21 protein-coding genes are annotated in these 25,705 nt (G+C 50.9%); 17 read left to right on the forward strand and 4 right to left on the reverse strand.

What is annotated here, in order from left to right; genetic code table 11:
• Positions 1-135: 135 nt before the first annotated feature.
• Positions 136-1,650: a T9SS type A sorting domain-containing protein gene (locus ACO08I_RS20770; protein WP_421946959.1), complete on the reverse strand. Its 1,515-nt coding sequence runs from the start codon at positions 1,648-1,650 to the stop codon at positions 136-138.
• Between the two features lie 44 nt (positions 1,651-1,694).
• Positions 1,695-2,273 carry a T9SS type A sorting domain-containing protein gene (locus ACO08I_RS20775; RefSeq protein ID WP_421946960.1) on the reverse strand — a complete coding sequence of 193 codons (579 nt, stop codon included), beginning with the start codon at positions 2,271-2,273 and terminating at the stop codon, positions 1,695-1,697.
• Between the two features lie 119 nt (positions 2,274-2,392).
• On the opposite strand from ACO08I_RS20775, the gene ACO08I_RS20780 reads away from it, so the two are divergent.
• A complete protein-coding gene (locus ACO08I_RS20780; protein ID WP_421946961.1) occupies positions 2,393-2,605 on the forward strand; it encodes a hypothetical protein in 213 nt (70 codons plus the stop codon).
• Between the two features lie 35 nt (positions 2,606-2,640).
• Here the strand turns inward: ACO08I_RS20780 and ACO08I_RS20785 are convergent, their stop codons facing one another.
• Positions 2,641-3,435 carry an Fpg/Nei family DNA glycosylase gene (locus ACO08I_RS20785; protein ID WP_421946962.1) on the reverse strand — a complete coding sequence of 265 codons (795 nt, stop codon included), beginning with the start codon at positions 3,433-3,435 and terminating at the stop codon, positions 2,641-2,643.
• Positions 3,436-3,528: 93 nt separating this feature from the next.
• Between ACO08I_RS20785 and ACO08I_RS20790 the strand changes: the two genes are divergently transcribed.
• From ACO08I_RS20790 to ACO08I_RS20865, 16 genes are all read left to right on the forward strand, one after another.
• Positions 3,529-4,626 carry a trypsin-like peptidase domain-containing protein gene (locus ACO08I_RS20790; protein WP_421946963.1) on the forward strand — a complete coding sequence of 366 codons (1,098 nt, stop codon included), beginning with the start codon at positions 3,529-3,531 and terminating at the stop codon, positions 4,624-4,626.
• A 302-nt stretch (positions 4,627-4,928) separates the two neighbouring features.
• Entirely contained in the window at positions 4,929-5,981 is a 1,053-nt protein-coding gene (locus ACO08I_RS20795; protein ID WP_044216512.1) for a PorP/SprF family type IX secretion system membrane protein, read from the forward strand.
• Between the two features lie 195 nt (positions 5,982-6,176).
• Positions 6,177-6,662 carry a bactofilin family protein gene (locus ACO08I_RS20800; protein ID WP_282780776.1) on the forward strand — a complete coding sequence of 162 codons (486 nt, stop codon included), beginning with the start codon at positions 6,177-6,179 and terminating at the stop codon, positions 6,660-6,662.
• Entirely contained in the window at positions 6,649-6,903 is a 255-nt protein-coding gene (locus ACO08I_RS20805; RefSeq protein WP_044216510.1) for an AtpZ/AtpI family protein, read from the forward strand. Before ACO08I_RS20800 ends, ACO08I_RS20805 begins: the two co-directional genes overlap by 14 nt.
• Positions 6,900-7,301 (forward strand): hypothetical protein, encoded by a 402-nt coding sequence (locus tag ACO08I_RS20810; protein ID WP_282780773.1) that lies wholly within the window; start codon positions 6,900-6,902, stop codon positions 7,299-7,301. The genes ACO08I_RS20805 and ACO08I_RS20810 overlap by 4 nt, the downstream gene beginning before the upstream one ends.
• Positions 7,302-7,323: 22 nt before the next feature.
• Positions 7,324-7,806: a biotin/lipoyl-containing protein gene (locus ACO08I_RS20815; RefSeq protein ID WP_044216508.1), complete on the forward strand. Its 483-nt coding sequence runs from the start codon at positions 7,324-7,326 to the stop codon at positions 7,804-7,806.
• Positions 7,807-7,908: 102 nt separating this feature from the next.
• Complete coding sequence (locus ACO08I_RS20820) at positions 7,909-11,790, forward strand: AsmA-like C-terminal region-containing protein (protein WP_421946964.1); 3,882 nt, start codon at positions 7,909-7,911, stop codon at positions 11,788-11,790.
• Between the two features lie 276 nt (positions 11,791-12,066).
• Positions 12,067-12,540, forward strand: coding sequence for a putative metallopeptidase (locus ACO08I_RS20825; protein WP_282780771.1), 474 nt, complete (start codon positions 12,067-12,069; stop codon positions 12,538-12,540).
• A gap of 5 nt (positions 12,541-12,545) precedes the next feature.
• Positions 12,546-13,514, forward strand: coding sequence for a FecR domain-containing protein (locus ACO08I_RS20830; RefSeq protein ID WP_421946965.1), 969 nt, complete (start codon positions 12,546-12,548; stop codon positions 13,512-13,514).
• 8 nt (positions 13,515-13,522) lie between these two features.
• Complete coding sequence (locus ACO08I_RS20835; protein WP_421946966.1) at positions 13,523-16,171, forward strand: carboxypeptidase-like regulatory domain-containing protein; 2,649 nt, start codon at positions 13,523-13,525, stop codon at positions 16,169-16,171.
• Between the two features lie 291 nt (positions 16,172-16,462).
• A complete protein-coding gene (locus tag ACO08I_RS20840) occupies positions 16,463-19,144 on the forward strand; it encodes a hypothetical protein (protein ID WP_421946967.1) in 2,682 nt (893 codons plus the stop codon).
• Between the two features lie 112 nt (positions 19,145-19,256).
• Positions 19,257-20,264 (forward strand): T9SS type A sorting domain-containing protein, encoded by a 1,008-nt coding sequence (locus ACO08I_RS20845; RefSeq protein ID WP_421946968.1) that lies wholly within the window; start codon positions 19,257-19,259, stop codon positions 20,262-20,264.
• A gap of 73 nt (positions 20,265-20,337) precedes the next feature.
• A complete protein-coding gene (locus tag ACO08I_RS20850; RefSeq protein ID WP_421946969.1) occupies positions 20,338-21,399 on the forward strand; it encodes a T9SS type A sorting domain-containing protein in 1,062 nt (353 codons plus the stop codon).
• A gap of 52 nt (positions 21,400-21,451) precedes the next feature.
• Positions 21,452-22,429, forward strand: coding sequence for a T9SS type A sorting domain-containing protein (locus ACO08I_RS20855; RefSeq protein ID WP_421946970.1), 978 nt, complete (start codon positions 21,452-21,454; stop codon positions 22,427-22,429).
• Positions 22,430-22,502: 73 nt separating this feature from the next.
• Entirely contained in the window at positions 22,503-23,567 is a 1,065-nt protein-coding gene (locus ACO08I_RS20860) for a T9SS type A sorting domain-containing protein (RefSeq protein WP_421946971.1), read from the forward strand.
• A 53-nt stretch (positions 23,568-23,620) separates the two neighbouring features.
• On the forward strand, positions 23,621-24,619 hold the full coding sequence (locus tag ACO08I_RS20865; protein ID WP_421946972.1) for a T9SS type A sorting domain-containing protein: 999 nt from the start codon (positions 23,621-23,623) through the stop codon (positions 24,617-24,619).
• Between the two features lie 5 nt (positions 24,620-24,624).
• On the opposite strand, the gene ACO08I_RS20870 is transcribed toward ACO08I_RS20865, so the two are convergent.
• Positions 24,625-25,701: an NADH:flavin oxidoreductase gene (locus ACO08I_RS20870; RefSeq protein WP_421946973.1), complete on the reverse strand. Its 1,077-nt coding sequence runs from the start codon at positions 25,699-25,701 to the stop codon at positions 24,625-24,627.
• Positions 25,702-25,705: the final 4 nt, after the last annotated feature.

Genomic DNA, 25,705 nt, shown 5'->3' on the forward strand with positions numbered 1-25,705 from the left:
GGCTTACAATAAGGTAAGCCGGGCGCGCCAATATCTACCCGTACGGATTGACCAGTCCCTACGTACAGGCCCGGGAAGCCGGGAACACCATAAAGCCAAAGCACCAGAGTACCACAACACCAAAACCTCAGCTCATCACCGAACCACCACCCTTTCCACCCAAGCCTGCCCCTCCACTTCCACGCGCAGGGCATAGACGCCCGGCGGCAACTCCGGTAGCTGTAATGGCACCTCTGGTGCACAGGGCATTGCTGCCGCCCATACGGCCTGCCCCTGCATATTATAGAGGGTGAAGTAGCCAGTACCCGTGGGCGCTCCGCCCGGCCAGGCAACGGTAAGGTGGCGGGAGGCAGGGTTGGGGAACACCCGCATACCCTGCTCCCCCATCGGCTCCGCCTCTGCCAAACCCGTAAGCACCTCACAGGGCGTCTCCCCCTGACACCCATTGGCATCTGTTTTGATGATCCAGCAGCGGCGCTGAGGGCCATCGCCGCTTGCACTGCCACCACTGACTAAATTACCGCTGGACAGCTCTCCGAAAGAGAAAAAACTGCCATTAAGGAGTGTATTGCCAATAGTGTCAAATGGTGGGAGGTAATAGCGCGACCAAAGCGAATCACCAAAAGCTGTAAACTTAAAAAGCCAGCCTACTGTAGTTGGGTCATTATCTACAACGCTCCTTACGTGGCCAGCCCCTACGAAGTAGCCGTCTGACACTTGCTTGATATCATACAAACCATGACCTGGGGAATGGTAACCTGATCTCCAGACCGGCCGCTGCCAAACGACCTCATAGTTGCTATTGAGGCGGGTCAGCATCGGCTGTACGATGTAAGTATTCCAGTCGATAATTTCCAGCGGCTGCTGCCCAAAGGTGATAATATCCCCATCTTCCAGGGCAACCAATTGCCGCAGCCATCCCATGTCCGCGTTTACTGAAGACTCCCAGCTATCCAGTAAGGCACCATCGGATATGCGGATGCGGTGGAAAAAGTTTTTGCTATAGCCCAGGCTAACCTGCCGCTGACCCCCAGCTACTAAAATAGAATCCCCTAAAAGCTGTGCATCCTGGTAGATGTCCTTATCCTCATAATTCCCGTAGAAATTAAGCCGCACGGTTTGCCCATGCTCGTCCACAATGCGCACAAAGGGGTCGGGCACCCCATTGTCCCTGTCTATGCTCCCGTACAGCAAATAGCCCTCGTCTAAGGGTATAGGGTCAAGATAGGCGAAATTGCTGACATCATCAATGTCGATATATTCATGGCGAAATTCTTCATTTAAGTTCTTATCTAGCTTAATGAAAATGGCATTAAGACGATCAGTATGCGGAAGAACTATATACCCTCCATTATTCGCAGGTGCGATACCGCCAATATGAGGCCGCATAAATAAATTACTCCCCTCATTATCAAGCAACAAAGTACTGCTAAGTTGTTGCCCTGACGAATCAAAAGTGGCAATAAGAACCCCCTGCCGGAGGGAGTCATTCTTTGCGATACCCACACCAACAATTGTATCGTTATGGACAATCACGCTTTCAAACTTGTTACTTTGATACCCTAAATCTTCAGCAATATTAAAAGACTGTGCACGAAGGCCTACAGCCCCCAGCAGCAGCAATAAAAGTGCTTTGGTTACTAGCTTCATGGCAAGCTTGTTTAGCGTGATACAATGATTTTGTGGTGCACCGGCTACTGCCCGGCTATTTGCAGGCGTGCCCAGTAGATGCCCGCTGGCACCGGCAGTTGCAAGGTGGTATATTGCCCGGTAAGCAGGGACTGGAAAGCAGGCTGCCCCTGTAGGTTGTAAAGTATCAGGGAGGCTTGATCAGCCCCTTCCGGAAGGACTACCTGAAGGGTGCCTTGTGTGGGGTTAGGGAAAAAGGCAGCACTTATACGGTCCTGCCTGTGGTGCAGTTCCTTTGCCTGGGGCCCTCCGCTGTTTTGTTGAGCCATTGCCGGGCTCGGGCTGTTGCACTGCACCGCTGCTTCTACCCCATTGCGCCGCAAGAGTTCCACCGCGAGAAAGCCCGCTTCGTTGCAGTGCGTGGTAAAATTATACAACGCTTCAACCAAAGGTTTTGGCATATTGGACAGGTCATACCCCCCTACTTCCCACCATGCAGCATCTTCGTTAGGTGCATCTGCAGCTATAAAATTGAACTGTACGCGCAGGAAATAGCTCTTGGGGTCTTCATCATACTTTCCGTACAAACCATAAGTGACGTAGGTTTGTCCAGTTGCGGCATGGAAGCCTGATATCATGAGCATGAAAAAAAGAAGCTTAACAGAATGTCGTGCGCAGAATGTGTGTGTCCTCCTTCGCCTTTTGGCTTCGGCGGATGGAATGTGTGTGTATAAACATGAGGTCCGTTTTTAGCGGTTAGTGAATGGATGGTAAGATACGGAATTGGGTGGAGAAAAACAATGTCGGGTCTTCGCCCGTCGCCCTCACCATAAGCATAGGCATAGCGCACCGGGTGAATGCCCCGGCAATGGCTTGGCTTGGCTTCCTCGCCGGGCGCTCTCCCTTCGCCCGGCGTGCTGACTACGGCAAAACGAAAAGCACACCGGGTGAATGCCCCGGCAGTGGCTTGGATTAGTGCACCCGGTGAGCCTGCCCTGAAGCCCTTAAACCTTAGCTCCGCAACTCCTGGCACTGCGGGCAGTAATAGGTCGAGCGCCCCGCCACTTTGTCGCGCTGCAGTTCAGTACCGTCTTTGGGGCAGGTGCCGCCTTTATCGCGGTGGTTCCATAGCCACTCTTCGGGGTAATCCGGGTAGACGGCATCGAGGGCGACAGCTTTCTGGAGAATGGCCTGCATATTTTGGAACATCGCCCGCTGCTCTTCTTCACTCAGTAAGCCCATAACGGAAGCCGGGTGGATGCCCTGCTGCCAGCACACCTCATCCACGTAGAGGTTGCCCATGCCAGCCAGGTACTTTTGGTTGAGCAGGAAGCCTTTGATGGTGCCCTTGCGGCCTTTAGCCATTTCTAAAAAGTCGGCTTCTTTGAGGACAAGGGCATCTTCTCCCAGGTTCTTTTTGGCAATAAAGGCGTCGAGGTCCTCCACATAATGAATGCGCGCCAGTTTGCGGGGACAGTCGAAGCCGAGGCGGCCACCCTCTTCAAAATCGAAGGCAAAACGCTCGTATTTGGGCTGGTCGGCGGGGTCATCGTAATAACGGAAGCGGCCGCTCATGCCAAAGTGGAAGAGGACATGGTCGCCATTGTCCATTTCTGCGAAAAAGTACTTGCCCCGGCGGTAGGACCCGGTGAAGGTGCGGCCCGTCAGCTTTTCGGCGAAAGCCGGCCCACTGATCTCCTTGAGGATGTAGCTCGTATCAATCAGGTCGACCGCCTCAATTTTCTGGTGGAGAGCCACCTGGTCGAAGTGGTTTTTCTTGGCGTTGACTTCTGGTAATTCCGGCATGTTTTTATGGCTTTGAAAATTCGGAACTCCAAAAAGCGGGCAATTGTTGCGATTTTGTACCTTCACAGGCAGAAGTGTAGCTCAGACCACTCTATGAAAGCGATTATTGACCGGTACCGGGACTCCATTATTCAGATTGCCACGCCGTACAGCACGGGCACGGGCTTCCTGCTGCCTGATAAGCAGCTGGTGGTGACCAATAACCACATCGTGCAGGACAATCGCGAGGTGGTGGTCCGGGGCGACCGCCTCCCCAAGCAACTGGCTACGGTGGTCTACGCCGACCCCAAGTATGATCTGGCTTTTTTGCGTATGCAGGACCCCTTTGAGGTGGCGCCTGAATCGGTGACCCTGGGCAATGATGAGGAGCTGACGGAGGGGGATGTTGTCGTGTCCATCGGGCACCCCTTTGGGCTGGAGTTTTCGATCACGCAGGGCATCATTTCCAATGCCAACCGGGAGGTGGAAAATGTGCGTTACCTGCAGCACGATGCGGCCCTCAACCCCGGGAATAGCGGTGGCCCGCTGATTGACCGGCAGGGGACCATTGTCGGGATCAATACGCTGGGCGTGGAACAGGGGGACAACATCGGATTTTCCCTGCCGGTCCGCTACCTGAAGCAGGCGCTGTTGGATTATCAGGCAGCCCTGCCGGGTGTGAAAGCGCGTTGTGAAGCCTGTGATAACGTGGTGGCAGAACAGGAAGTGGAAAACGATCAGTATTGCCCGCACTGTGGGGCGAAGGTATACCTGCCATCGTTTGCGGAAGTGTACGAACCTGTGGGCGTGGCTGAAAGCATTGAGGAGTTACTGGTGGAAATCGGGCAGGACGTCCGTCTGTCCCGCCGTGGGCCCAACAACTGGGAAATCATTGAGGGCAGCGCCCGGATCAATATCACCTATCACGAAGATACAGGGCTCATTATGGGCGACGCTTATTTGTGTGCCCTGCCAAAGACGGATATCAAGCCCATCTATGAGTTTCTGCTGCGCGAAAATTACGAAACCGAGGGCCTGTCCTTTAGCATCAAAGACCAGGATGTGGTGCTCTCGCTGCTGATTTTCGACCGCTACCTCAACCTGAGCACCGGTATGAAATTGTTCCGCCACCTCTTTGAGCGGGCCGACTATTACGATAACGTGCTGGTCGAGAAATACGGAGCCATATGGCGGAAAGAGGAAGAAAATTAGGCCCTGACCAAACGGAAAGGCCATTAATCAACGTTAGGGTTATTGTTAGCTGTTTTCTGACCGGACTTTGACGTTAGCAGTCATTTAACAGAAAAAATGTTCAACCTTTGCTTAACATTCGCTATTATTGTGATTCATTAGCAAATACATCTACGCGGTTGTCCCAAAAGCGCCGCTTTAACAGCCCTACTCCAGCTTCTGGAATTAAGGAACCGAAAACACCAGTTTAAACAAAGCGATCACAAAGATCTACGATTCAATCACTTTGACTCATTGAAGCAATTTTACAAATAACCGCCTGTATGAAAAATTTCAAGTCGATTCTCGTCACTTGTATGCTGGCCTTGGGCGCACTTTCCATTAGCGCACAGGATATCCACTTCTCACAGTTCTACCTCTCGCCGCTCAATCTGAACCCGGCTATGACTGGTGTGATGAACTGCAATATCCGAATGGTTGCCAACTACCGCAATCAGTGGGCAAGTGTCCTGAGGTCCAATGCTTACAATACGTATTCCTTTTCTTACGATCAGCGTATCCCCGTGGGCCGCTACGATTACTTCGGTATCGGTGGTACTTTCTGGGGCGATGAAGCGGGCGAAGCTAACTTTTCTACCCTGACGGGTAAGCTTTCTGCCTCCTACAGCAAGCGCATGGGCGGTTACCGCAAACAGGCCAACTACCTTGTGGTAGGGGCTGAAGCGGGGGTAGCTCAGCGCAGTATCGACTTCCTTCAGCTACGCTGGGGGCTGCAACACGATGGTTTCGGTGGTTTTGATGGCACTGCTCCGTCCGGAGAAGAGCTGGTCTTTGACCGGGACAACTTCATCTTTGCGGACCTGGCTGCCGGTCTGCTGTGGTTCAGCGTTTTTGATGAGAACAACAGCCTTTATTTTGGCGGTGCCTTCCACCACCTCAACCGTTCCAATCAGTCGTTCAACTCTGATGACGAGGACCTGCTCTACAGCCGCTTTACTTTCCACGCTGGTGGTGAGTTTATGATGGGGCGCCGGTTTGGCCTGGTGCCAGGCGTGATTGTAATGAGTCAGGGGCCTTCTTTCCAGGTGAATGCGGGTACAAGCTTTAAATTCCTGTTAGGCAATGGCAGTTCCAATCAGTCTTTCCAGTTCGGATTGTGGACGCGCGTTTCCAATAAAATCGAGAGCGGTGTGCTGAACGACGCAGCTATTCTTTCCACCCGTTTCGATTACGAAAACTTCAGCCTCGGCTTCAGCTATGATATTAATGTATCGCCTCTGCGGGAGGCGAGTAACGCCAACGGCGGCTTCGAGTTCGCCCTGGCGTATAAAATCTGCGGTATCGAACGCCGTGGGGTATACTGTCCGAACTTCTAACCGGACAGTTGCCTGACTCTTGCATGCCAGTAAAATCGCCCCGTGCTGCCTAAGCCTGGGGCGATTTTATTTGTAAAGCTTTGCAAAACCCGGTCATCGGCGTTATCTTCGTTGTTGACCTACGATAATAAACCCTTCATCTGCCCCCGGTTTTATCCCATTAACTAATTATATCACGCTTTAAACAGCAGGACTATGTTCGGAGGTAATAACAAGAAAGAAAACACCAATACGAAAAGCAATAGTGCATCAACCGTTTCAAGCGGGCTCAACAGCCTGGTCAAAGGTACGGTTGTGGAAGGTACCGTAAAGTCAGAAAGTGACATCCGCATTGATGGCACGATCAAAGGCAAGCTGGTCTGTGACGCCAAGGTTATCATTGGGCCTACAGGCTATGTTGAAGGCGAAATCCGCTGTCAGAATGCGGTAGTGGAAGGTAAATTTGAAGGTACCCTCGAAGTGAGTGAGCTCCTGAATGTCCGTGAATCTGCGGTAGTCAGCGGTGAAGTATCTACAGAGAAGCTGATTGTGCAGTCTGGCGCAACCTTTAATGTCACGTGCTCTATGGGAGCAGGTACCGCCCGCAGAAACGGCTCCGGCGTTAGACCTGATGGTAAAACTGCTGACCGTAAATCCGCCAGCAACGTAAAAGAAAACAAGGCAGCAGGTGCCCAATCCTAAAAAAGACCAGGACCGTGAAGATGCCCCCCGTAAACAGGTGGATGCCTACCTCAAGTACTCTGGAATGGCCATCCAAATGGGCGTTATCATCCTGATAGGGACGTTCGCCGGGCAGAAACTTGATGCCCGGTTGCAAACCGAACGTCCCTATCTGACGGTCCTTTTGGCTTTACTCTCTATCTTTGCAGCGCTTTACCTCACCCTTAAGGACATTCTTTTCCAAAACAACAAAGATCAGTGACTGCAAAAGCGTTTTATCTCCAACTGGCAATCGTTACCCTCATCGCTGCCGCTACAGCCTTCGGTATCAATACCTTCCCTCAGTTTGCCGATGTACAGCCCATTGCCTGGATTAGCCTCGGTATCTTCGTACTGCTGAGTGTGGTGATGTACTACGCCGGTCGCAAAGCCGCCTTTAGTGATAATAAGCACGACTTCACAAATGTGTCTCTGGGCGTTACTATCGGTAAAATATTTATCGCGATCCTGTTCATTTTGGGGTACAATCAACTTATGCAGCCGGATTCGCGCTTTTTTATCATCCCTTTCTTCCTGATGTACCTGATATACACTATATTCGAGACTTATATTATGATGAAATTAGGCCGATTGAACACACAAACAGACCAAAAAGAATAACTAAAACCAACAAACAAGAAATATGGTCAACGGCAAAACCTTCCGCGCCACCGTCAATGAAAAACACACCTTTGACGAAATCAAGGGTGAACTGGATATTATCCCTACCGCAGACGGCAACTTCCACATTATTCAGGACAACCTGTCTTACAATGCTGAAGTGCTGGGCACGAACTACAACGAAAAAGTTTTCGAACTGAAGATCAACGGCGTCATCTACGAAGTCAAACTCGAAGATGAGTACGATCAGCTGGTGAAGCGGCTGGGTTTGTCCGTGGTCACGCATCAGGTCGTGAAAGACATCAACGCACCTATGCCCGGACTGGTCCTGGAAGTAAGTATAGAGGCAGGGCAGGAAGTGGAAGAAGGCACGCCGCTGCTGATACTGGAAGCGATGAAGATGGAGAACGTCATCAAGGCTCCGGGCACAGGCGTGGTCAAAAAAGTCAATGTCTCTAAAGGCGAAGCAGTGGAGAAAAACCACCTGCTGATCGAAATGGAGTAAGTATTTGAGGCTAACCCACAAGCTTCTGTAGTCTTACCGAGCAAATAGCGGCTATTCTGCGTTTATATTCTGAGCCTTCTTTTCTAGCTCAAAAAACGTTGTATGCCGGTATCCCGAAGCACACGCACTGTACTACACTACTTCCTGGTCTTCCTGGGGAGTAGTGTGGTATTGTTCCTGCTCTTCACTGGGCTGGTGTACTACCTCGCTGTGTCTGATCAGGAACGGGTGCCACGCATAATTCAGCAGGTGTCCGAACAGGAACTGGGCGTTCAGACCAGCTTCGACCATTATCAGTTCCGGTACTTCGATCACTTCCCATTTCTCTCTTTATCTCTCTACAACCTTACCCTGCGGGACACCGCTTTTGAACAGCACCACCGGGAGCTGCTCCGGGTTCGGGAACTCGACCTTGTTTTCCGTCCCCTGCACCTGTTGCAGCAACAAGTGGTAGTCCGCTCCGTTAGCGTAGACAGTGCCCGCATTCAGCTGTACAAGGATACTTCCGGGTATACCAACCTGGACTTTCTTAAGCAAAAATCCCCGTCCGGCCCTCTGCTGGACAGTGCGCAAAGGCGAACTCTACAGCAGTTGAATGACCTAAGCCTGAATGGCGTGTTTTTTAGCTACGAAGACGACAGCCTGCACAAGCAGCATCGCTTTGTGCTGGAAGAAAGTACCCTGGATTTTGAACAGCAAGACACGCTGCTGCTCGCGCATTTGCAGGGTAAGGCCTTTTCCCACGGTCTTACCTTCAAGCCCCGCAACGGGCCGTTTTTAGAAAACCAGGCAGTTGCCCTTGATCTGGAGGTGGGCATTCCCCACATGAGCCGACGGTGGCACCTGATGGAACGCTCCCGAGTGTCAGTTTTGGATAATGACATACAGGTGCAGGGCTATCTTGAGCCTGGAAAGCCGGGTTTGCTGCACCTCGAAATCCGAACGCCCGGCATCAGTCTGTCCGATGGGCAGCAAATTGTAGCCCAAAACATAAGGCAGGCTACAGAGCGGTTTGATATTCAGGGCGACCTGCCGGTGGAAGTCATTGTTCACGGGCCTACCATTCCGGGGCAGCCCACGCCTCTGGATGTCCGCGTTGAGGCAAGGGGGCTGACGCTCTCGGCGGCTAATATGGACTTTACGGAAGTGCAGCTGCGCGCCCATTTTCAGAATGACTGTGATACGGCCCGCCTCATCACGCCCCAAACCGGTTGCCTTAGGGTGGAAGTTGATGCTGCACTCCTGTTCGGTCAGCTTCCGGTACAGTTCAGCTACATCAACCACAACCTACAGTCGCCCGAAATCACCCTAAACGGTAGTTTGAACACACCATTAAAGCGCCTCAAGCCCTACTTATCAGACCTTGATTGGGATATCAAAGCCGGGTATCTGGAGCTGGGCTTTGAGCTGGAAGGCAATGCCACTGCCCTGATGGACTCCACTGTGGCGAACCCACAGGTACAGCTAAGGGGGTATGGGGAATTGCGGAAAGCTACTTTCTGGCATCGGTCGCTCAATACACCAGTTGAGGATCTGTATACCAGCTTCCGGTTTGATTCCCGGGATTTGGACTTAAGGGGTGGCACGCTGGTATTTGACGATCAGCAAGTGGCCTTTTCGGGCCGTGTACACGATTTGCTCCGACTGGCTTTTCAGAAGCCCGCCCGTTTATGGGCGGATATGCAGTTACAGCTGCCAACAATCCATTTGGAGCAATGGATAGGCGAGTGGCCGGCTTCCGGGAGTACGCAACCGGCAACTCAGGCACCCCCCGGGCAACGCCTGGGGCAGACCATTCAGGAGCTTGCCTCCCGTCTGCAGGGCAGGGTAGCGGTACAGGCGCAGGCGCTCCACTACCGGCAGCTTCGGGCCACAGATATCGTCTTTGAGGCTACTTTGCGCCGATGGTGTGCCGGTGGGCAAGCCTGTGTCGAGATAGACCGCCTTCAGCTAACCGCCTTCGGTGCCGTGCCGCTTAGGGGTAATGCTCATCTTTCCAACCTGAGTGACCCGCGGCTCCGCTTTCAGCTTCAGGCCGATGCGCCTCTGAGTGACCTGCAGCCGCTCATGCCTCAAAAGTTACTGTCGCTTAAAGCGGGCCATTATCAACTGCAACTGTCTTACGAAGGCAGCCTGCGCAGTTACGGCAGCCTCAATCAGGCCGTACTGCAAGCTGGCCTTAACGGGCGGGTTCAGCTTCAGGATGCCGCCTTTGACTATTTGCCACAAGGCTATAAATTCGGGGGCGTTAACGCTGCGGTTCACTTTGATGCGTCTCACGTTTACCTGGACTCCCTGCAGGTAAAGGTCAATGGCAACCGGGGGCAGGTCCGTGGCCGGATCGATGATGTACTGCCCTTTGTTTTTGGTCAAAACACCCCCCGCCTGCGCGCCAAACTTGAGGTAGACAGCCGGGGGATAGACCTCAATGCTTTTAATTTTATCAGGCAAAACCCGGAAGTGCAGGAGGAAGGCAACACCGTTGGCCGTACGATTGCGCGCGCGCTGCAACGCATAGAAGGAGCGCTGCAGGTCCGGACAGACACTTTGCAGTATCAGTCCCTGCGGCTGTCAAACGTATATTTCGAAAGCCGTTTTATCGGGGCTTGTGAAGAAGGGGGCAGCTGTGTGGTGCTGGATACGGTACAAGCTGAGCTTTTTGGGAATACGCCCATGCACGCCCGCGCCCGGCTGACCCAATTGCACGACCCCTTCCTTGAGGCTCAGGCAGCGGTGGATATGCCACTTGAAGAGCTGGACCGCATGTTCTCCTCTGCTCAGCTCCGTTTCCGGGGCGGGCGGGCGAGTGTGCAATTCGACTACGCTGGGCAGCCCCACCGGCATGTGGATGTGCAGGAGGCGCTCCTGAAGGCGGACCTCAAAGGGCATGGGCAGATTACCAACGGGCAATTTACCTTCGTGCCCCGGGGCTACGACTTCAAAGCGGTAGACACCCGGTTCTCCTTTGATGGGGCTGATCTGCACCTGGAAGAGGTAGGCCTGCTGCTCAATCAGAACAAAATCAGCGGGCATGGTACCATCTGCAACTTCCTGCCTTTCCTTTTTCTGCCCGACCGTACGCTGAAGGCCAGCTTTGAGGTGCAGAGCCCCCGTTTCAACCTGGACCGGTTCAAAGCGCCGGAAAAATTCCAGGTCAAACAGGCTGAACAAGCCGAGTCGCCAACCGTTATCACCCGGTTGGTCAATGCCGGGCTGGAAAATATTGAGGCCGATTTCCGTATACAATTGGATACCGTCAATTACCGGGACTTCTTTGCCCGGGCCGTTGGCGGGCGGGTGGAGATGGGTAAGGGCAGGGTTGCCTTCAATGAGGCTACCATGGATTTGGCAGACGGCACCTTCCGTCTTTCCGGCGAGGTGACCGGTATGGAAGAGAACGCGCCGGTGCTCAACCTGCAAGCCGACCTTCAAAACACCGATGTGCGCAAAGCCTTCCGTGCTTTTGACAACTTCGGGCAGTCGGCGCTACGGCATCAGAACCTTGAGGGAAAGCTCACCGCCGGCATCAAATTTCAGGCCCGTGCCAATGCCAATTACGAATTGGATACCAACAGCCTGCGCGGGCACTTCGACCTTTACCTCACCGATGGCGCCCTTTTGGAGCTGCCTGCTTTAGATTCTGTACGCAACTTGCTCTTTGCCCGCCGTGATCTGAGCCACATCGACTTTGCCACCCTGGAGAACCGCTTTCAGCTCAATGGGCAGCTGCTGGGCATTGAGCGTATGGAAGTCCGCTCTTCTGTGCTGACTTTCGCCGTTTCGGGCCAGTACGACCTAAGCGATCAACGACGCACGGATATGCTTCTGGAAATCCCTATGGCGAACCTGTTCCGCCGCGACCTCAACCGTGCCGCTTTGGAGCAAATTGAAGAAGGGCTCAGTGGCCCCAATATTCTGCTTCGCCTGATCCCGGATGACCGGGGTGAGGGGTTGCGGGTGAAGTGGGTGTTGTCGAGGGAGTGAACGCTCCGCTACGCTGGTGTGGAGCTTAATCCGTGACTTTTCCAGGAGCTCTGACCCAGCTTTGCCCGGGAGAAAGAACCGGGAGGGAAGCTCCCCGACAGAAGTTTATGGCTCCTCGCATGGCATGTATGCCCTCTGACCAGGCACAGCACACCGGGTGAATGCCCTGGCAATGGCTTGGCTTACTGCACCCGGTGAGAAAAAAGTAAAAAAACCTCCGTTTTTTGAGTACAACTCCCCGCCCTCCTGCCTTATTTTACAAACCGAAAGACTGTCATGAAGCGAATCCCTGCAATTATCGTATTTTTATCGGTGCTGGCTGGCTGCCAAAAAGCGGAGGAGGCAACGCCTGCAATCACTGTGGATGCGGCCTTTCAGCCTTACTTTGAACGCTTTGAAGCCGAAGGGGCGCTGCGGGGGCTGCATATTCAGCTGGCTGCCGAGCAGATTGGTGCCGTTTTTTCGGATGAACTGGCTGCCGGGCAGGTGGGTTTATGTACCCAGTACACTTCGGGCATCAGCATCATTGAAATCAGGGCTACGACCTGGTCGGCTGCCGGTGACCTGGAGCGGGAGCACCTGATCTTCCACGAGCTGGGGCACTGTTACCTGGGCAGGCCGCACGACGACGCGAAGGATACAGCGGGCTTTTGCCTCAGCATCATGCAGAGTGGGGATGGCAGCTGCCGTTACAACTACCGGAATGTTACCCGGGCTGCTTATCTGGACGAACTGTTCGGACAAAACTAAAAAACATGAAAGCACAATACGTCAATTACGATGCAGTGGCCCTGGCCCAGGAGACGGACTTTATCCACTGGGTGCGCCGGGGCGACCATGATGCCGATTGGTCGGAATGGCTTGAAGAGCACCCGGAAGCGAAGCCGGAAGTCGAAAAGGCCCGGGACCTGGTGCTTGCTATGGAATTTGACACGCAGGCGCCCACGCAGGCGCAGGTGGATAAGTTATGGTCCACAATTGATCGCGCCACCCGTGACGAAGCTAAGGTGGTACCCCTCTGGCAGCGTAGGCGGATGAGTATACTGGCGGCAGTCGTGGCTACGCTGTTGATACTGGCAGGCTGGTGGGCCTTGCCCGAGCCTCCGGAAATACGACTTGTGACCACTACTGCTGACCAGGACATCTATGAACTGCCCGATGGTTCAACGGTGACGCTCAATGCACAGTCCTCCATCTCCTACGAGCCTCAGGAGTGGCTGCGTGCCCGGCATGTCGAATTGAATGGCGAAGGCTTTTTTGATGTAAAGAAAGGGACGCCCTTTATTGTGAAAACACCCTACGGTACGGTCCGTGTGTTGGGTACAAGCTTTAACGTGGAGGCCAGGAAGGGGCGTTTTGCAGCAGCTTGTTACACCGGCTCCGTATATGTTTCCGCTGGCAGCCGATCACAAATGCTTGCGCCTGGCGAAAGAATAGTCGCGATGGGCAATGTGCTGAATACAGATACTTTTGACAAGGACAAGGAAGCCGCCTGGCGCGCGGGCATGCACTACTTTGAGGCCACCAACCTCCAAATGGTATTTGAGGAACTGGAGCGGCAGTTTGAAGTCAAGGTGAAGCTGCCAAAGGAACTAGCCGACCGGGAATATACCGGTTTCTTTGAAAGCGGCGACCTGAATGCTGCACTCGAGGCCATCTGCTGGCCGATGGGCCTGGCCTTTGAGTTGAATGACGGGAAGGTCATTATTTCGGATAACTCGTAAATGATTGTATGCAGAAACGGCTTTGGCTGTGTGTTTTGTGGCTATCCCTCCTACCGGCCGCGCTCATCGCGCAGCAACGGGTAACGGAGGACTTCCGGGACCAGCCATTGTCGGAAGTTTTTCAGGTTTTTGAACAGAAGTATGGCCTCTCTATCGCCTACGATGCCGCAGCGGTAGCGCCGCATACCCTTAGCCTGCAGTTGGAGGGCGAGCCCGTGGTGCAGGCGCTTTACCGCGTGCTTGAGGCCTCGGGTATGGAATACCGCACGCTGGCAGCAGACAAGATCTTAGTAAGGCCCAAAGCGCCTAATTCATCTGAGCCTGTGGAGTCCAATCTGCTCTCAGGTGTCATCCGCGATGCAGCGACGCAGGAACCATTGCCTTTTGCCAGCATCCACTGGGTGGGGCAGGAGATAGGGGATTGTTCGGATACTCAGGGCGCCTTCCGGTTGTCTCTTCCGGAGGTCGATACGCCGATTGTGCTGGAGGTGCGCTATATCGGCTACGAAAGCAAACGCGTCACCTATACGCCGGGTCTGCCGCTGCCCGATCTTTCCCTAAAACCAGCTCAGGTACGGATTCCGGAGATCGTGGTCGTGGAAATGCCTCCGGGCTTGTCTGCCAACGGGGGGGATCAGTTCTACACCATCCGGCCCGGGGCACAGCTTCCTGGGCTGGGCAGTCAACTGGACCCTTTCCGGCAATTGCAACTGTTGCCCGGAGTAGGGGCGCACAATGATTTTTCCTCCGGGCTGCAGGTGCGGGGCGGCATGCCCGATGAAAACCTCATCGTCTGGGATGGGATGATCCTTTACGACATCGACCACTTCTTCGGCATCTTCAGCAGTGTGGATGGGAATTTGCTGGAATCGGTGCGTTTGTACAAAAACAGTTTCCCGGCAGAATATGGCGGCCGCACCGCGAGCATTGTGGAAATGGCCAGCCCGGAAGATCTTCCCGATCAAACGACAGGCAGCGCCACCCTTTCCAACCTGATGCTGCAGGGCAATATAGCGGTGCCACTTGGCGACCGGATGAGCCTTACAGGCGGCGGGCGCATGACCCATAGCAACCTGGGCACTTCAAGCCTTTTTCAGGCCTTCAGCCAGCAGCTGGACCTGCCCGGCAGAGAGGATGAATCGCCCCTTTTGGACCGGCTGATCAGAGTGCAGCCTGCTTTTCGGTTCCATGATGCGTTTGTGAAATGGCGGTGGCAGGTGTCCGAAAAGACCACCCTGGAAGCCAACGCTTTCAGCAGCAGCGATACCTACGATTATGAGTACGGCTTTGATTTCCGGCAACGCTTACGCGAAGAGGTCATCCTCAGCCAAAGCCTCGTGGCCGAAAATTCCACCTGGCAAAATCAGGCCTGGAGTGGCAGGCTACAGCACGAATGGGACGATCGCTGGTCATCTGCACTGACCATTGGCGGGAGCCGGTACGAAGAGGCCGAACGTACCACTACCAGTTTTCGGAGGGTGCTGGAGGATACGGTCCGTGCATTTGGCACCGATAATCTGCGGTACAACGACCTGACCGGACTGCACCTCAACTGGAAAAACACCTGGCAGCCCCAATCCGGGGCCACCTACACGCTGGGCTATCGAATGGAGCACAACGCCACCACCCTGGATTTGGAAAACGACGATCTGCCCATTCGTTCCCGTGCCTCTTCCGGGACACAGTATGCGCTTTACGCCGGCGGTCAGTACGAGTCAGGCCGCTGGGACTGGAGCTGGGCGAGCCATCTGACCTGGTACGACCGTACACAGCAACCCTATCTGTCTCCCCGCCTGCGCGCCCGCTACCGGTGGTCAGACCAATGGTCGGCCAATGCCTCCCTGAGCCGTTACCATCAGTTTCTGCGGCGCTACTACCATGAGAACCGCTTTGGGCGCAGCGTAGCCGTTTGGGAACTGGCGAATGAAGCCGCGGTGCCCGTTGCCCATGCCAATCAGGCTACCCTTGGGCTGCAGTTTACGGGGGGCGTCCTAAGCTGGGAAGTCGGCGGGTTTTTCAAATACACCGAAGGCAGCCTGCAGCATGCTGCTCTGATCAGTGGGCTGGGCACCGCGGGCGACCCTGGCCCCCGCAACCGGGAATTCCGGTTGTTCAGCGGAGACGGCCGGGACTACGGGGCAGAAGTACTCCTCCGCAAGGCCGGCGACCGGTACAGCAGCTGGCTGTCCTATACCCTAAGCCGCTCCCTGCAACGCTATCCCGCCGCCTTTCAAAATGAATGGTTCCCCACACAGGAAGACCGCCCACATCAGTTGAGCTGGTACCATGAGTATCGGGTTAATGGCTGGGCATTGAGCGCTACCTATGTCCACGCCAGCGGTGCCCCCTTTCTGGACACCTCCCTGGACGGCTTCCGCAACGAGCGGGAGCAGGGTGCACCGGATTACTATCAGCGCATTGCTGCCTACCACCGGCTGGACCTCAGCGCCGCCTACACTATTCCCCTGAAGGGCAGCGAACTGACCTTCGGTGCCTCCGTCTACAACCTTGCCGATGCGCCCAATACCCTCTACCGGCAGCAGTTTTACGGCATCGACCTGCCGGCACCTAACCTGCCCAACCGGACTGCCGTGCTGGGTAATGAGCTGCAGCTGCTGGGGCGGACGTGGAGTGTTTGGGGGCGGTGGGCGTGGTGAGCGTACGAAATTAAAGACATGCCGGAATTCATACCCCCTTTCTCCTTGTTAACATTGCACCTTTGCTATCATTTGCGTATCTTTCCAAAAATCCGAATGAGCCCATTCGCTCCCTTCTCTGAAGTGGGTGTTTTACTTCCGCATCAGTTCTGCGCTCGCGTTTATTCGGTTGCCCGATAGATATGCCTGTTGCTGCTTTTTGAAGACTTGTGCTTCGGAAAGACGGAGGCTTTATGCCCTGAATCTGGCACACTTGATGCTTTATTTTCTTAACCGATAAATATATTACCTATGAAAAAAAGGCTGCACAGCAAAGACGATGAAGCGACCTCTATTGCATTAGATGGTGAAGGCGGTTTGTCTGTTCTAGGCAAAAACGGGCTGTCAAACGGCTCTACAGAATACATGTTGGTGCGGTATGCTAAAAAACAGCTAACCATACCTCCTGGAGATGGGGCTGCTTCGCCAGCCTTGGCATTCACAGAGCAGCGGGGGCAGCTGACAGATACTTCTGGTGCTTCGGTAAAGGGCATACGCTTTTACAGTACGGGCAGTTATCCGCCCTTATATGTGCAAGATAAAGAGCTGAGCTTGGTAACCGCCAGTGTAGATACGAGCAGCGCTACCCCAGACACCCTGCACCGCGTTGACATTACGTTTTTTGACAGCAAGAAGGCCCTGATGAGCGCAGCCGGGCTGGACAAACTGGACAACTACCGGAACTACTATCTGGGGCACATCCCGGAGGGACGGGCACGGGTCGGCCAGTACGGCCGGGTAGCGGTAACAGACTTATATGACGGCATCCACCTGCAAATGTTTGCTGATGAGAGCGGCATAGTGTACTACTTTGTCATAGAGCCGGGCGGGGACCCCAATGACCTAACGCTAGATTTTCGTGGGCAGGACTCGCTTTATTTAAAAGGGCAGAGCCTGTTTGTGGGCACCTCAGTTGGTGATTTTAATTTGCCCGCCCCGAGTGCCTTTCAGATAGACAGCCTTGGCCAGGAGGTATCCACGGCCTGGAAGCCGGAATACAGTATTACGGGCAGCCAGGTGAGCTTTAGCAGTACGGGGAGCTATGATAGTACGAAGGTGCTGGTTGTGGAGTTGCGGCGAGAGGAAGTGGTTTCGGGGAGTGCCCAAGAAGATTGGGTTACCCATTTTGGAGGTGCTGCAAGGGACGATATATCCTCAATTTTTGTAGACGAGGAAGGCACCATTTTTGTGACAGGATATGCGGGAGATTTAGATTTTCCCTTAGTAGAAGGTAGTTTGATTGTTGATTTAAGTGGTGAGTTTGAAGATTGCTTTGCTGCAAAATTTAGTGACAAAGCAGTTCTTCAGTTCTTATCTTTTCTAGGGGGAAATGATTTTGATTTTGGAAGGGATATAGTTGGCATTAATGATAAGATCATTATCGTTGGAGAAACGAGCTCATCTGATTTTCCTGAGGATAATATTTTACCGAATCAGACAGATTTAGACGGTTTTGCAGCCTCATTCAATAAAGAAAATGGGATACTTGGAAGTGTCAAAGTATACGGTGGGACACTAAGGGATAGATTTTTAGGTGTAGACAAATTTGAAGACAGAATATTCGTGGTTGGCAGCTCTGGAAGCACTAACTTCCCAACGGAGAACCTCGCAGGAGCTTATAACCAATCTTCAAATAATAGTGCAGTTGGCGATAGTAGAGACGCAGTTATTCTAGAGCTGGACGAGCAAACATTGGAGTTGGTCTGGTCTACTTATTTCGGGGGGACAAATTATGATATCGCCAGTGATATTGTAGTAGATCAAAATACTGGCAGCTTTTATATTTGTGGTGTTACAAGGACAAAAACATATCATACGAGTAATTGCGCTGTGCCAGGTGTTGGAGGAGGTTTCCCTGGCTGTAAACCCAGTGGAGCAGATCAATTTTCTTTTAATAATGGCGGTGGGACAGTTGGCGAAATCGAAGATGCTTTTATTGCTGAATTTGATAATAACGGAGCAATTAGCTGGTCTACTTTTTTTGGAGGGCATTCTAGCGATGGCGTAAGCATTGCAGGTCGTAATAATCTAGCAATTGACCCTAATTCTGATAAAGTAGCAATTATTGGCTCATCAGAGGATTGTAGTACGCTCCCCTCTACTACAAGCGGCGGATATCACCAAAACCTCGGATATGGGAATTTTATTGCTGTTTTCAAAAATAGAGATTTGCAGTGGTCCTCAGGGTTCGGAGGATTCAATCCGGTTACTTTCTCTAACCTATTTTATTTAGGAGAGTCTTGTACATTTAAAGATAATGGAAACTTGTTTATTACAGGATTTACAAATTATCTTCCTCAGCCATCTAGTGATTATTGCACTGCGCCTTCCATTTCTTCAAACGAATTCCCAATATGCCCTCCCCAAGGCAGTGCTCAGGCATACTTTCAGGAAAGTGGAGGCATTGCAGTTAATAAAGGCCAAGGAGAGTGCTATATTGCTTCTTTTGACCAAGGGTATAATTTGGTTTATTCTACATTCTTTGGTGGTAATGGGGCAGATTTTATTAGGACGGCAACAATGAAATCGGATGATTTTTACTTTGTGGGACAATCTGAAAGCACTGTTTCTTTTCCTTGGAGGTTTCCTTCTAGCCCACCAAATGTCTATAAGCAAGACGAGCTTTTTGGAGGCTTGGATGGTTTTATTGGCAGGTTAAGGATGAATAATCTAGTCTCAGTGGACGATTACAAAAGAGTCGTTGAAGACGAGCTGATTGTTTTCCCGAATCCTAATAACGGGCAGTTTACGATAACCTTCCCTTCAAGAGAAGAATTGAATGTGCCTTTTAGGATAATTGATTCCCGAGGGGTTACTATATCGGTTGGTATGGTCAGAAGAGGAGAACTAATTTCAATTAACTTACCGGATATACCTGCCGGGGCTTATTACTTTGTAACACCCCATCATTCAGCGCCTTTCATTAAGTATTGATTTCGTCATTGTTATGAAGTCTGCTGGAGTTTTAGCCTACTTTTCACAGTAGTCCAAAACTCCAATAGGCTTCATTTATATTCAAATTCAAGCTGTAAATTATTAGTAAGTTATGAAATACCTAATTATCCTTACTTGTGGTTTGTTTCTCTTTTTTGAAGGCACTTTTGTTATGGCTCAGGGTATCTGGGCTGCAGATATGACTAAGAAGGTTTCAAACCAAACAGTCACTGTAAATGTGCGAATTTTCCGTAAAGGAGATGTTAAAGACAGCATTATGCTGGATTGGGGAGATGGCACAACGGAGGTGATCTCACCACCAGCCGTAGAATTTCTCAGTATTGGGCTGAATCTGGAAACCTACTTTGGGATTCATGTCTACGAAGAGCCCGGAATATATGAAATTAGTTTCAGGGATTCCTTTTTAGTAGATGGCGTTGTTAACATTGAGGAATCGGGGAATAAATCGATTCATCTGGTAGACAGTTTGAATGTATTTCATGGGGATAGTCTATTTGATTACAATGATGCCCCTGAACCGTTGGGGATTCCAGCGGGAAGCCTTCAAAATGAAGGGAGGATGGTGTTTTTTTACAACCTCCACCAAACAGACATTCTTTTCCACCGTGAGAAATGGCTATTTGAATTAGCCCCTTTTCCCAGTGAAGGCTACACTTTTCCTGAATATACTGATTCGCTAGCCAACTATGGCGCTACTGTATATTGGGATAGGCCAATAACCACTGGAATTTATGCATTTAATCTGAAAGCGAGTGAGTTCTTAAATTTTGCATGGCACGATTCAACCTTCTTGAGTACGACCAACCGGCTAATGATGGTCGAAATTGATAGCTCTCTTTTGGTAAATAATATTTTGCAGCCTATCCCTATTGATCAATTGACTCTTTTCCCAAACCCAGCCACTGATTTGTTGACGATTAGCTTACCGAAAGATATAAAGCCACACCAACGCGAAGCACATATATATGATATGGCTGGCAAGCTGGTAATGACTAAGGTTTTAAACCATTTTGAGACAGAAGTATCCATAGGCAACTTACCCTCTGGCTTATATCAAGTAAGGGTAGAAGAGTTCGTGGGCAGATTCATCAAAATTTAGACATTGATCACCATATCCTTGGGCAATGGCGAGGACTTAACCTGCCATTGCCCAAGCCAAAATTTAAAATAGCATGCTAAAATATTTCATTCTCTCGATAGTAGGGCTTTTATCTTTAATTCAGACAGAGCAGCTAGATGCCCAGCGCATCTACGGTGCAGAGGTCTATAAAGAAATATTTATCGATAACGTGAAAATTGAAGCCTGGGTATGGCGGCAGGGCGGCTCTAAGCCTTTCATTCTGTATGACTGGGGCGATGGCAGCCCACTGGACTCTATTCACTTGGAGAATAGCTTACCACTCGGCTTCTTCGAAGGGCAAAACTATTATCTGGATATCTATTATGGCGGTCATGATTTTGATACTGCAGGGGTCTACATAATGGGTTTTCGTGACAGTTTTTTGGTAAGCGATATTGTAAACATTGAAGACTCGGGCAATAAACAACTTGAGCTAAGAGATACCGTGGCACTATACCCACAGGAAACGGGCAGCTTGGCTGCAAATCAAACGCCCAGGTTTTTTACGCAACAAGGAAATATTAGAGTTACAGAAGGTAATGTTGTCTTTCCAATTAATTTGGAAACAGTAGATTTTCATGTAGAATACTTTAATGGTGAGTTAGCCGATTTCCCCTCTGAGGGCTATAGTGTACCGGAGGCGAGCGACAGCATTTACATGGCCCCTCCGATAGGAGCTGCTATGATATGGGACGACCCGATCGCTCCTGGCCGTTATGCAGTAGGGATAGTAGTCCGGGAAAGGCGGCAGAGGGAGTTAAATGGAGTTTTGGATACCTTTTTCATGTCCACCACCATGCGCGCGATGACGATGCTGGTGACCGAAGAGTTAATTCTATCCTCTTTGCCGGGAACTGAATTCTTACCGGCAGTGGTCAGTATCTATCCCAATCCGGCAGCTTCTATGGTCAATATAGATTTTGCAGCGCCTGGACAGCCCGTAGAAGTTACTATCCTAAACCTGGAAGGTAAAATGATGCGCCACCTCGAAGTGGAGGGCAGCTCTGCAGTCAGAACAGAACAGATAGATGTTGCTGACTGGCCATCTGGGGTTTATTTATTGCGCTTGCAGACAGGGTCGGAGCAGGTGGTGCGGAGGTTTGTGGTGGAGTGATGCGCCAGAATTTGGAGCTTAAGACAATTAAAAGCGATCATAAAGCAAAAAAATGAAAATATTAATTTCAACTACTTGTATTTGTTTGATTCTAACCAATATTTTAGGCGCTCAGCAAATAATTGATGGTGAACTCAATCGAGCTTCTTTGGGTTACAAAGCAGTAAACGTCAACGTTCACATTGCAGCCCAAGACACTTACATCGAAGACCCAATCATTGATTGGGGAGATGGTACTCAAGACACACTTTTCCCAATGTTGCTTCGAAATGATGGAGATGGGAATTATGTCTCTAATCATACTGGATATCATGAATATCCTGACTCCGGATTTTACACCCTTACAGTTGATAATATAGGTAACTGGGCTCCTGGAATAGCTAATATTGAAAACTCCGGGGAAAAGGAGTTTATTCTTTCGGAATTGGTTTATTCCAAATTGGGAGAAGCGCATATGAATGATGCCCCTCATGGCCTTTTAAGTTTCAATTGGTTGGAGCAAGATGAAAATGGTGTGGTTTATCATGAAATACTTGGTTCGGAGCTCCCTTTTGGGAGCCTTGATTCAATAAGCTATGAATTCGTTCCTGCTACAGAAGAAGGCTACAGCTTTCCGGAAGCTACAAATGAAATCCGTTGTTGTATATACTGGGACAAGCCAATCGAGGAAGGGCTTTATGCCCTAGCTGTGAAAATGAATGGTTGGCTAAATGGTGAAATGGCAGAGTCTCTAACCCGGTATATGACAATCCAGGTTACACCAGATTTAGTGGTCTCAAATAGCGATCTATTTCCGCTGCTCAAGGATTTGGTTATTTTTCCAAACCCAGCCACTGATTTATTGACGATTAGCTTACCGAAGGATGTAAAGTCACACCAACGCGAAGCATACATATATGATATGGCCGGTAAGCTGGTAATGACTAAGGCTTTAAACCATTTTGAGACAGAAGTATCCATAGGCAACTTACCCTCTGGCATATATCAAGTAAGGGTAGAAGCGTTCGTGGAGAGATTTATCAAAATCTAGATATTGATCACCATCTGCATGGGCAATAGGCAAATAAATCTTTGTCATTGCCCATGTAAAAAATAAAAAGAGTATGCTAAAGTATTTCATTTTCTCAATAATGGTGCTCCTGACTTCAATTCAGGCAGAGCAACTGTATGCACAACGGATATATGGGGCAGAAGTGTATAAAGAATTTTGGATCGATAACGCTACAATTGAAGCCTGGGTATGGCGTCAGGGGGGCTCCAAGCCTTTAATCATGTACGATTGGGGCGATGGCAGCTCTTTGGACTCAATTCTCTTATTTAATAGTCTACCACTGGGTTATTATGAAGGTCAAAATTATTATTTGGATATATACCGTGGGATGCATAAGTATGATACAACAGGAGTTTATATTATGGGATTTCGAGACAGCTTCTTAGTCGATGATATCGTTAACATTGAAGAGTCTGGCATAAGAAATTTGGAGTTATATGATACTGTAGCTTTATATCCTCAGAGTACAGGTGGGCTTGCAATAAATACGACACCTAGGTTTTTCACTCAACAAGGAAATATAAATGACATTAATGGGAACGTAGTATTTAATATTGATGTGGAATCAGATGAATCTTTCGCTACAGATTTATACAACGGGGAGTTGGCTCCTTTTCCTGCTGAAGGTTATAGCATACCTGAATCAAGCGATAGCATTTACATGGCCCCTCCGGTAGGAGCAGCTATGATATGGGACGACCCGATCGCTCCTGGCCGTTATGCCGTTGGGATAGTCGTCCGGGAAAGGCGAAAGAGAGATATTAATGGAGGGGTTGATACCTTTTTCCTGTCCACTACGATGCGCGCGATGACGATGCTGGTAACCGAAGAGTTAATTCTATCCTCCTTACCGGGGGCTCAATCTTTACCAGCTGTAGTCAGTATCTACCCTAATCCGGCAGCTTCTATGGTCAATATAGATTTTGCAGCGCCTGGACAGTCCGTGGAAGTTGCAATCCTCAATCTGGAAGGTAAAGTGATGCGCCGCCTTGAAGTGGAAGGCAGCTCTGCAGTCAGAACAGAACAGATAGATGTTGCTGACTGGCCATCTGGGGTTTATTTATTGCGCTTGCAGACAGGGTCGGAGCAAGTGGTGCGGAGGTTTGTGGTGGAGTGATGTGCCAGAATTTAGAGCTTAAGACAATTAAAAGCGATCATAAAGCAAGAACAATGAAAATATTAATTTCAACTACTTGTATTTGTTTGATTCTAACCAATATTTTAGGCGCTCAGCAAATAATTGATGGTGAACTCAATCGAGCTTCTTTGGGTTACAAAGCAGTAAACGTCAACGTTCACATTGCAGCCCAAGACACTTACATCGAAGACCCAATCATTGATTGGGGAGATGGTACTCAAGACACACTTTTCCCAATGTTGCTTCGAAATGATGGAGATGGGAATTATGTCTCTAATCATACTGGATATCATGAATATCCTGACTCCGGATTTTACACCCTTACAGTTGATAATATAGGTAACTGGGCTCCTGGAATAGCTAATATTGAAAACTCCGGGGAAAAGGAGTTTATTCTTTCGGAATTGGTTTATTCCAAATTGGGAGAAGCGCATATGAATGATGCCCCTCATGGCCTTTTAAGTTTCAATTGGTTGGAGCAAGATGAAAATGGTGTGGTTTATCATGAAATACTTGGTTCGGAGCTCCCTTTTGGGAGCCTTGATTCAATAAGCTATGAATTCGTTCCTGCTACAGAAGAAGGCTACAGCTTTCCGGAAGCTACAAATGAAATCCGTTGTTGTATATACTGGGACAAGCCAATCGAGGAAGGGCTTTATGCCCTAGCTGTGAAAATGAATGGGTGGCTAAATGGTGAGATGGCTGAGTCTCTAACCCGGTATATGACAATCCAGGTTACTCCAGATTTAGTGGTCTCAAATAGCGATCTATTTCCGCTGCTCAATGATTTAGTTATTTTTCCAAACCCATCCAATTCTACTCTTAACCTACAGTTTCAGTTTCCCCAATCCACCCAAGGCAAGCTTCAAATCGAGAACCTGTCCGGTCAAACCCTTCATACCGAAGCTTTGAATTTGGGCCCGGTCCTGCAAAGTTGGCAGGTCAATGTGGCGGACTGGCCAAGTGGAGTGTATGTAGTACGTTTGCAGGCAGGGTCGGAGCAGGTGGTGCGGAAGTTTGTGAAGGAGTGAGACATTTACCCTTCCACAAACCCCTCCCATCGCTCCATATAATCAATAAACGCCGGCCCCAGCCCTTCCCGCTCGAGGTGGGCTTTGCTTACCGGCGTAGAAACAGGTCGGAAATCCGGGTTGCGGAGGACCTGCGCCGGGAAGTCGTGGTGGAGAATGGCTGACTTGCCGATGGCCACGAAATCCATACCGCCCTCCAGGGTTTGGCTGGCTTCCGATGCACCATGTATTTTACCGGCGGCGGTGAGGCGTACCGACTGGCGGTCGAGATCGGCGAAGTAGGCGAGGAGGGACTGATCTGAAAAACCGCTGGGCTTGAAGACGTCCCAGAGCGAAAGGTCCAGAAAGTCAATAGCGCCGCTATCGATCAGTTGCTGACTGAGTGTTTTGATCTCAGCGGGCTCCATACCAAAGCGCTCGGGCGAAAGTCGGACGCCCAGCAGGAAGCCTTTTCCGCAGGCTGCCCTTATGCCCCGGACAATCTCAAAGAGCAGTCGGGCGCGGTTGTCTAAGTCGCCACCGTAGCGGTCCTGTCGTCGGTTGTGTTCCGGGCTCAGGAATTGGGTGAGGATGTAGCCATGGGCGCCGTGGACTTCCACACCATCGTACCCGGCCTGTTGCGCGCGGCGGGCAGCTGCGATGAAATCGTTGCGGAGCTGTTTGACTTCGTGCAGGCTCAGCCTCCGGGCGCCTTCCTCCGGGCTGTCAGAGGGCGCGACTGGTTCCGCTCCAATGAGCTCTGCCGGGCAGCGCATCCCACCATGGTGGAGTTGGACGACGGCCAGGCTGCCGTGCGCCTGTATGCCTGTAGCCAGCCGTTGGTGCCCTTCCAGGTGCTTATCATCGTAAATGCCCAATTGCCCGGACCAGCATTTGCCATTGAACTGTACGTTGGAAGCACAGGTCATGACCAGCCCAAACTGCCCTTTGGCCCGCATCGTCAGCCAGTGGTACTCGTCATCGGATAGTGTACCGTCTTCGTGGCTTTGCTTGTTGGTCATGGGGGCCAGCATAAACCGGTTTTTCATGGTTTTGCCGCAGGGGAAGGTGAGGGGCGAGCTGAGGGAAACAGAATTAGGCATGGAT

This window comes from Phaeodactylibacter xiamenensis (genome assembly GCF_965229835.1).
Lineage (GTDB): Bacteria > Bacteroidota > Bacteroidia > Chitinophagales > Saprospiraceae > Phaeodactylibacter > Phaeodactylibacter xiamenensis.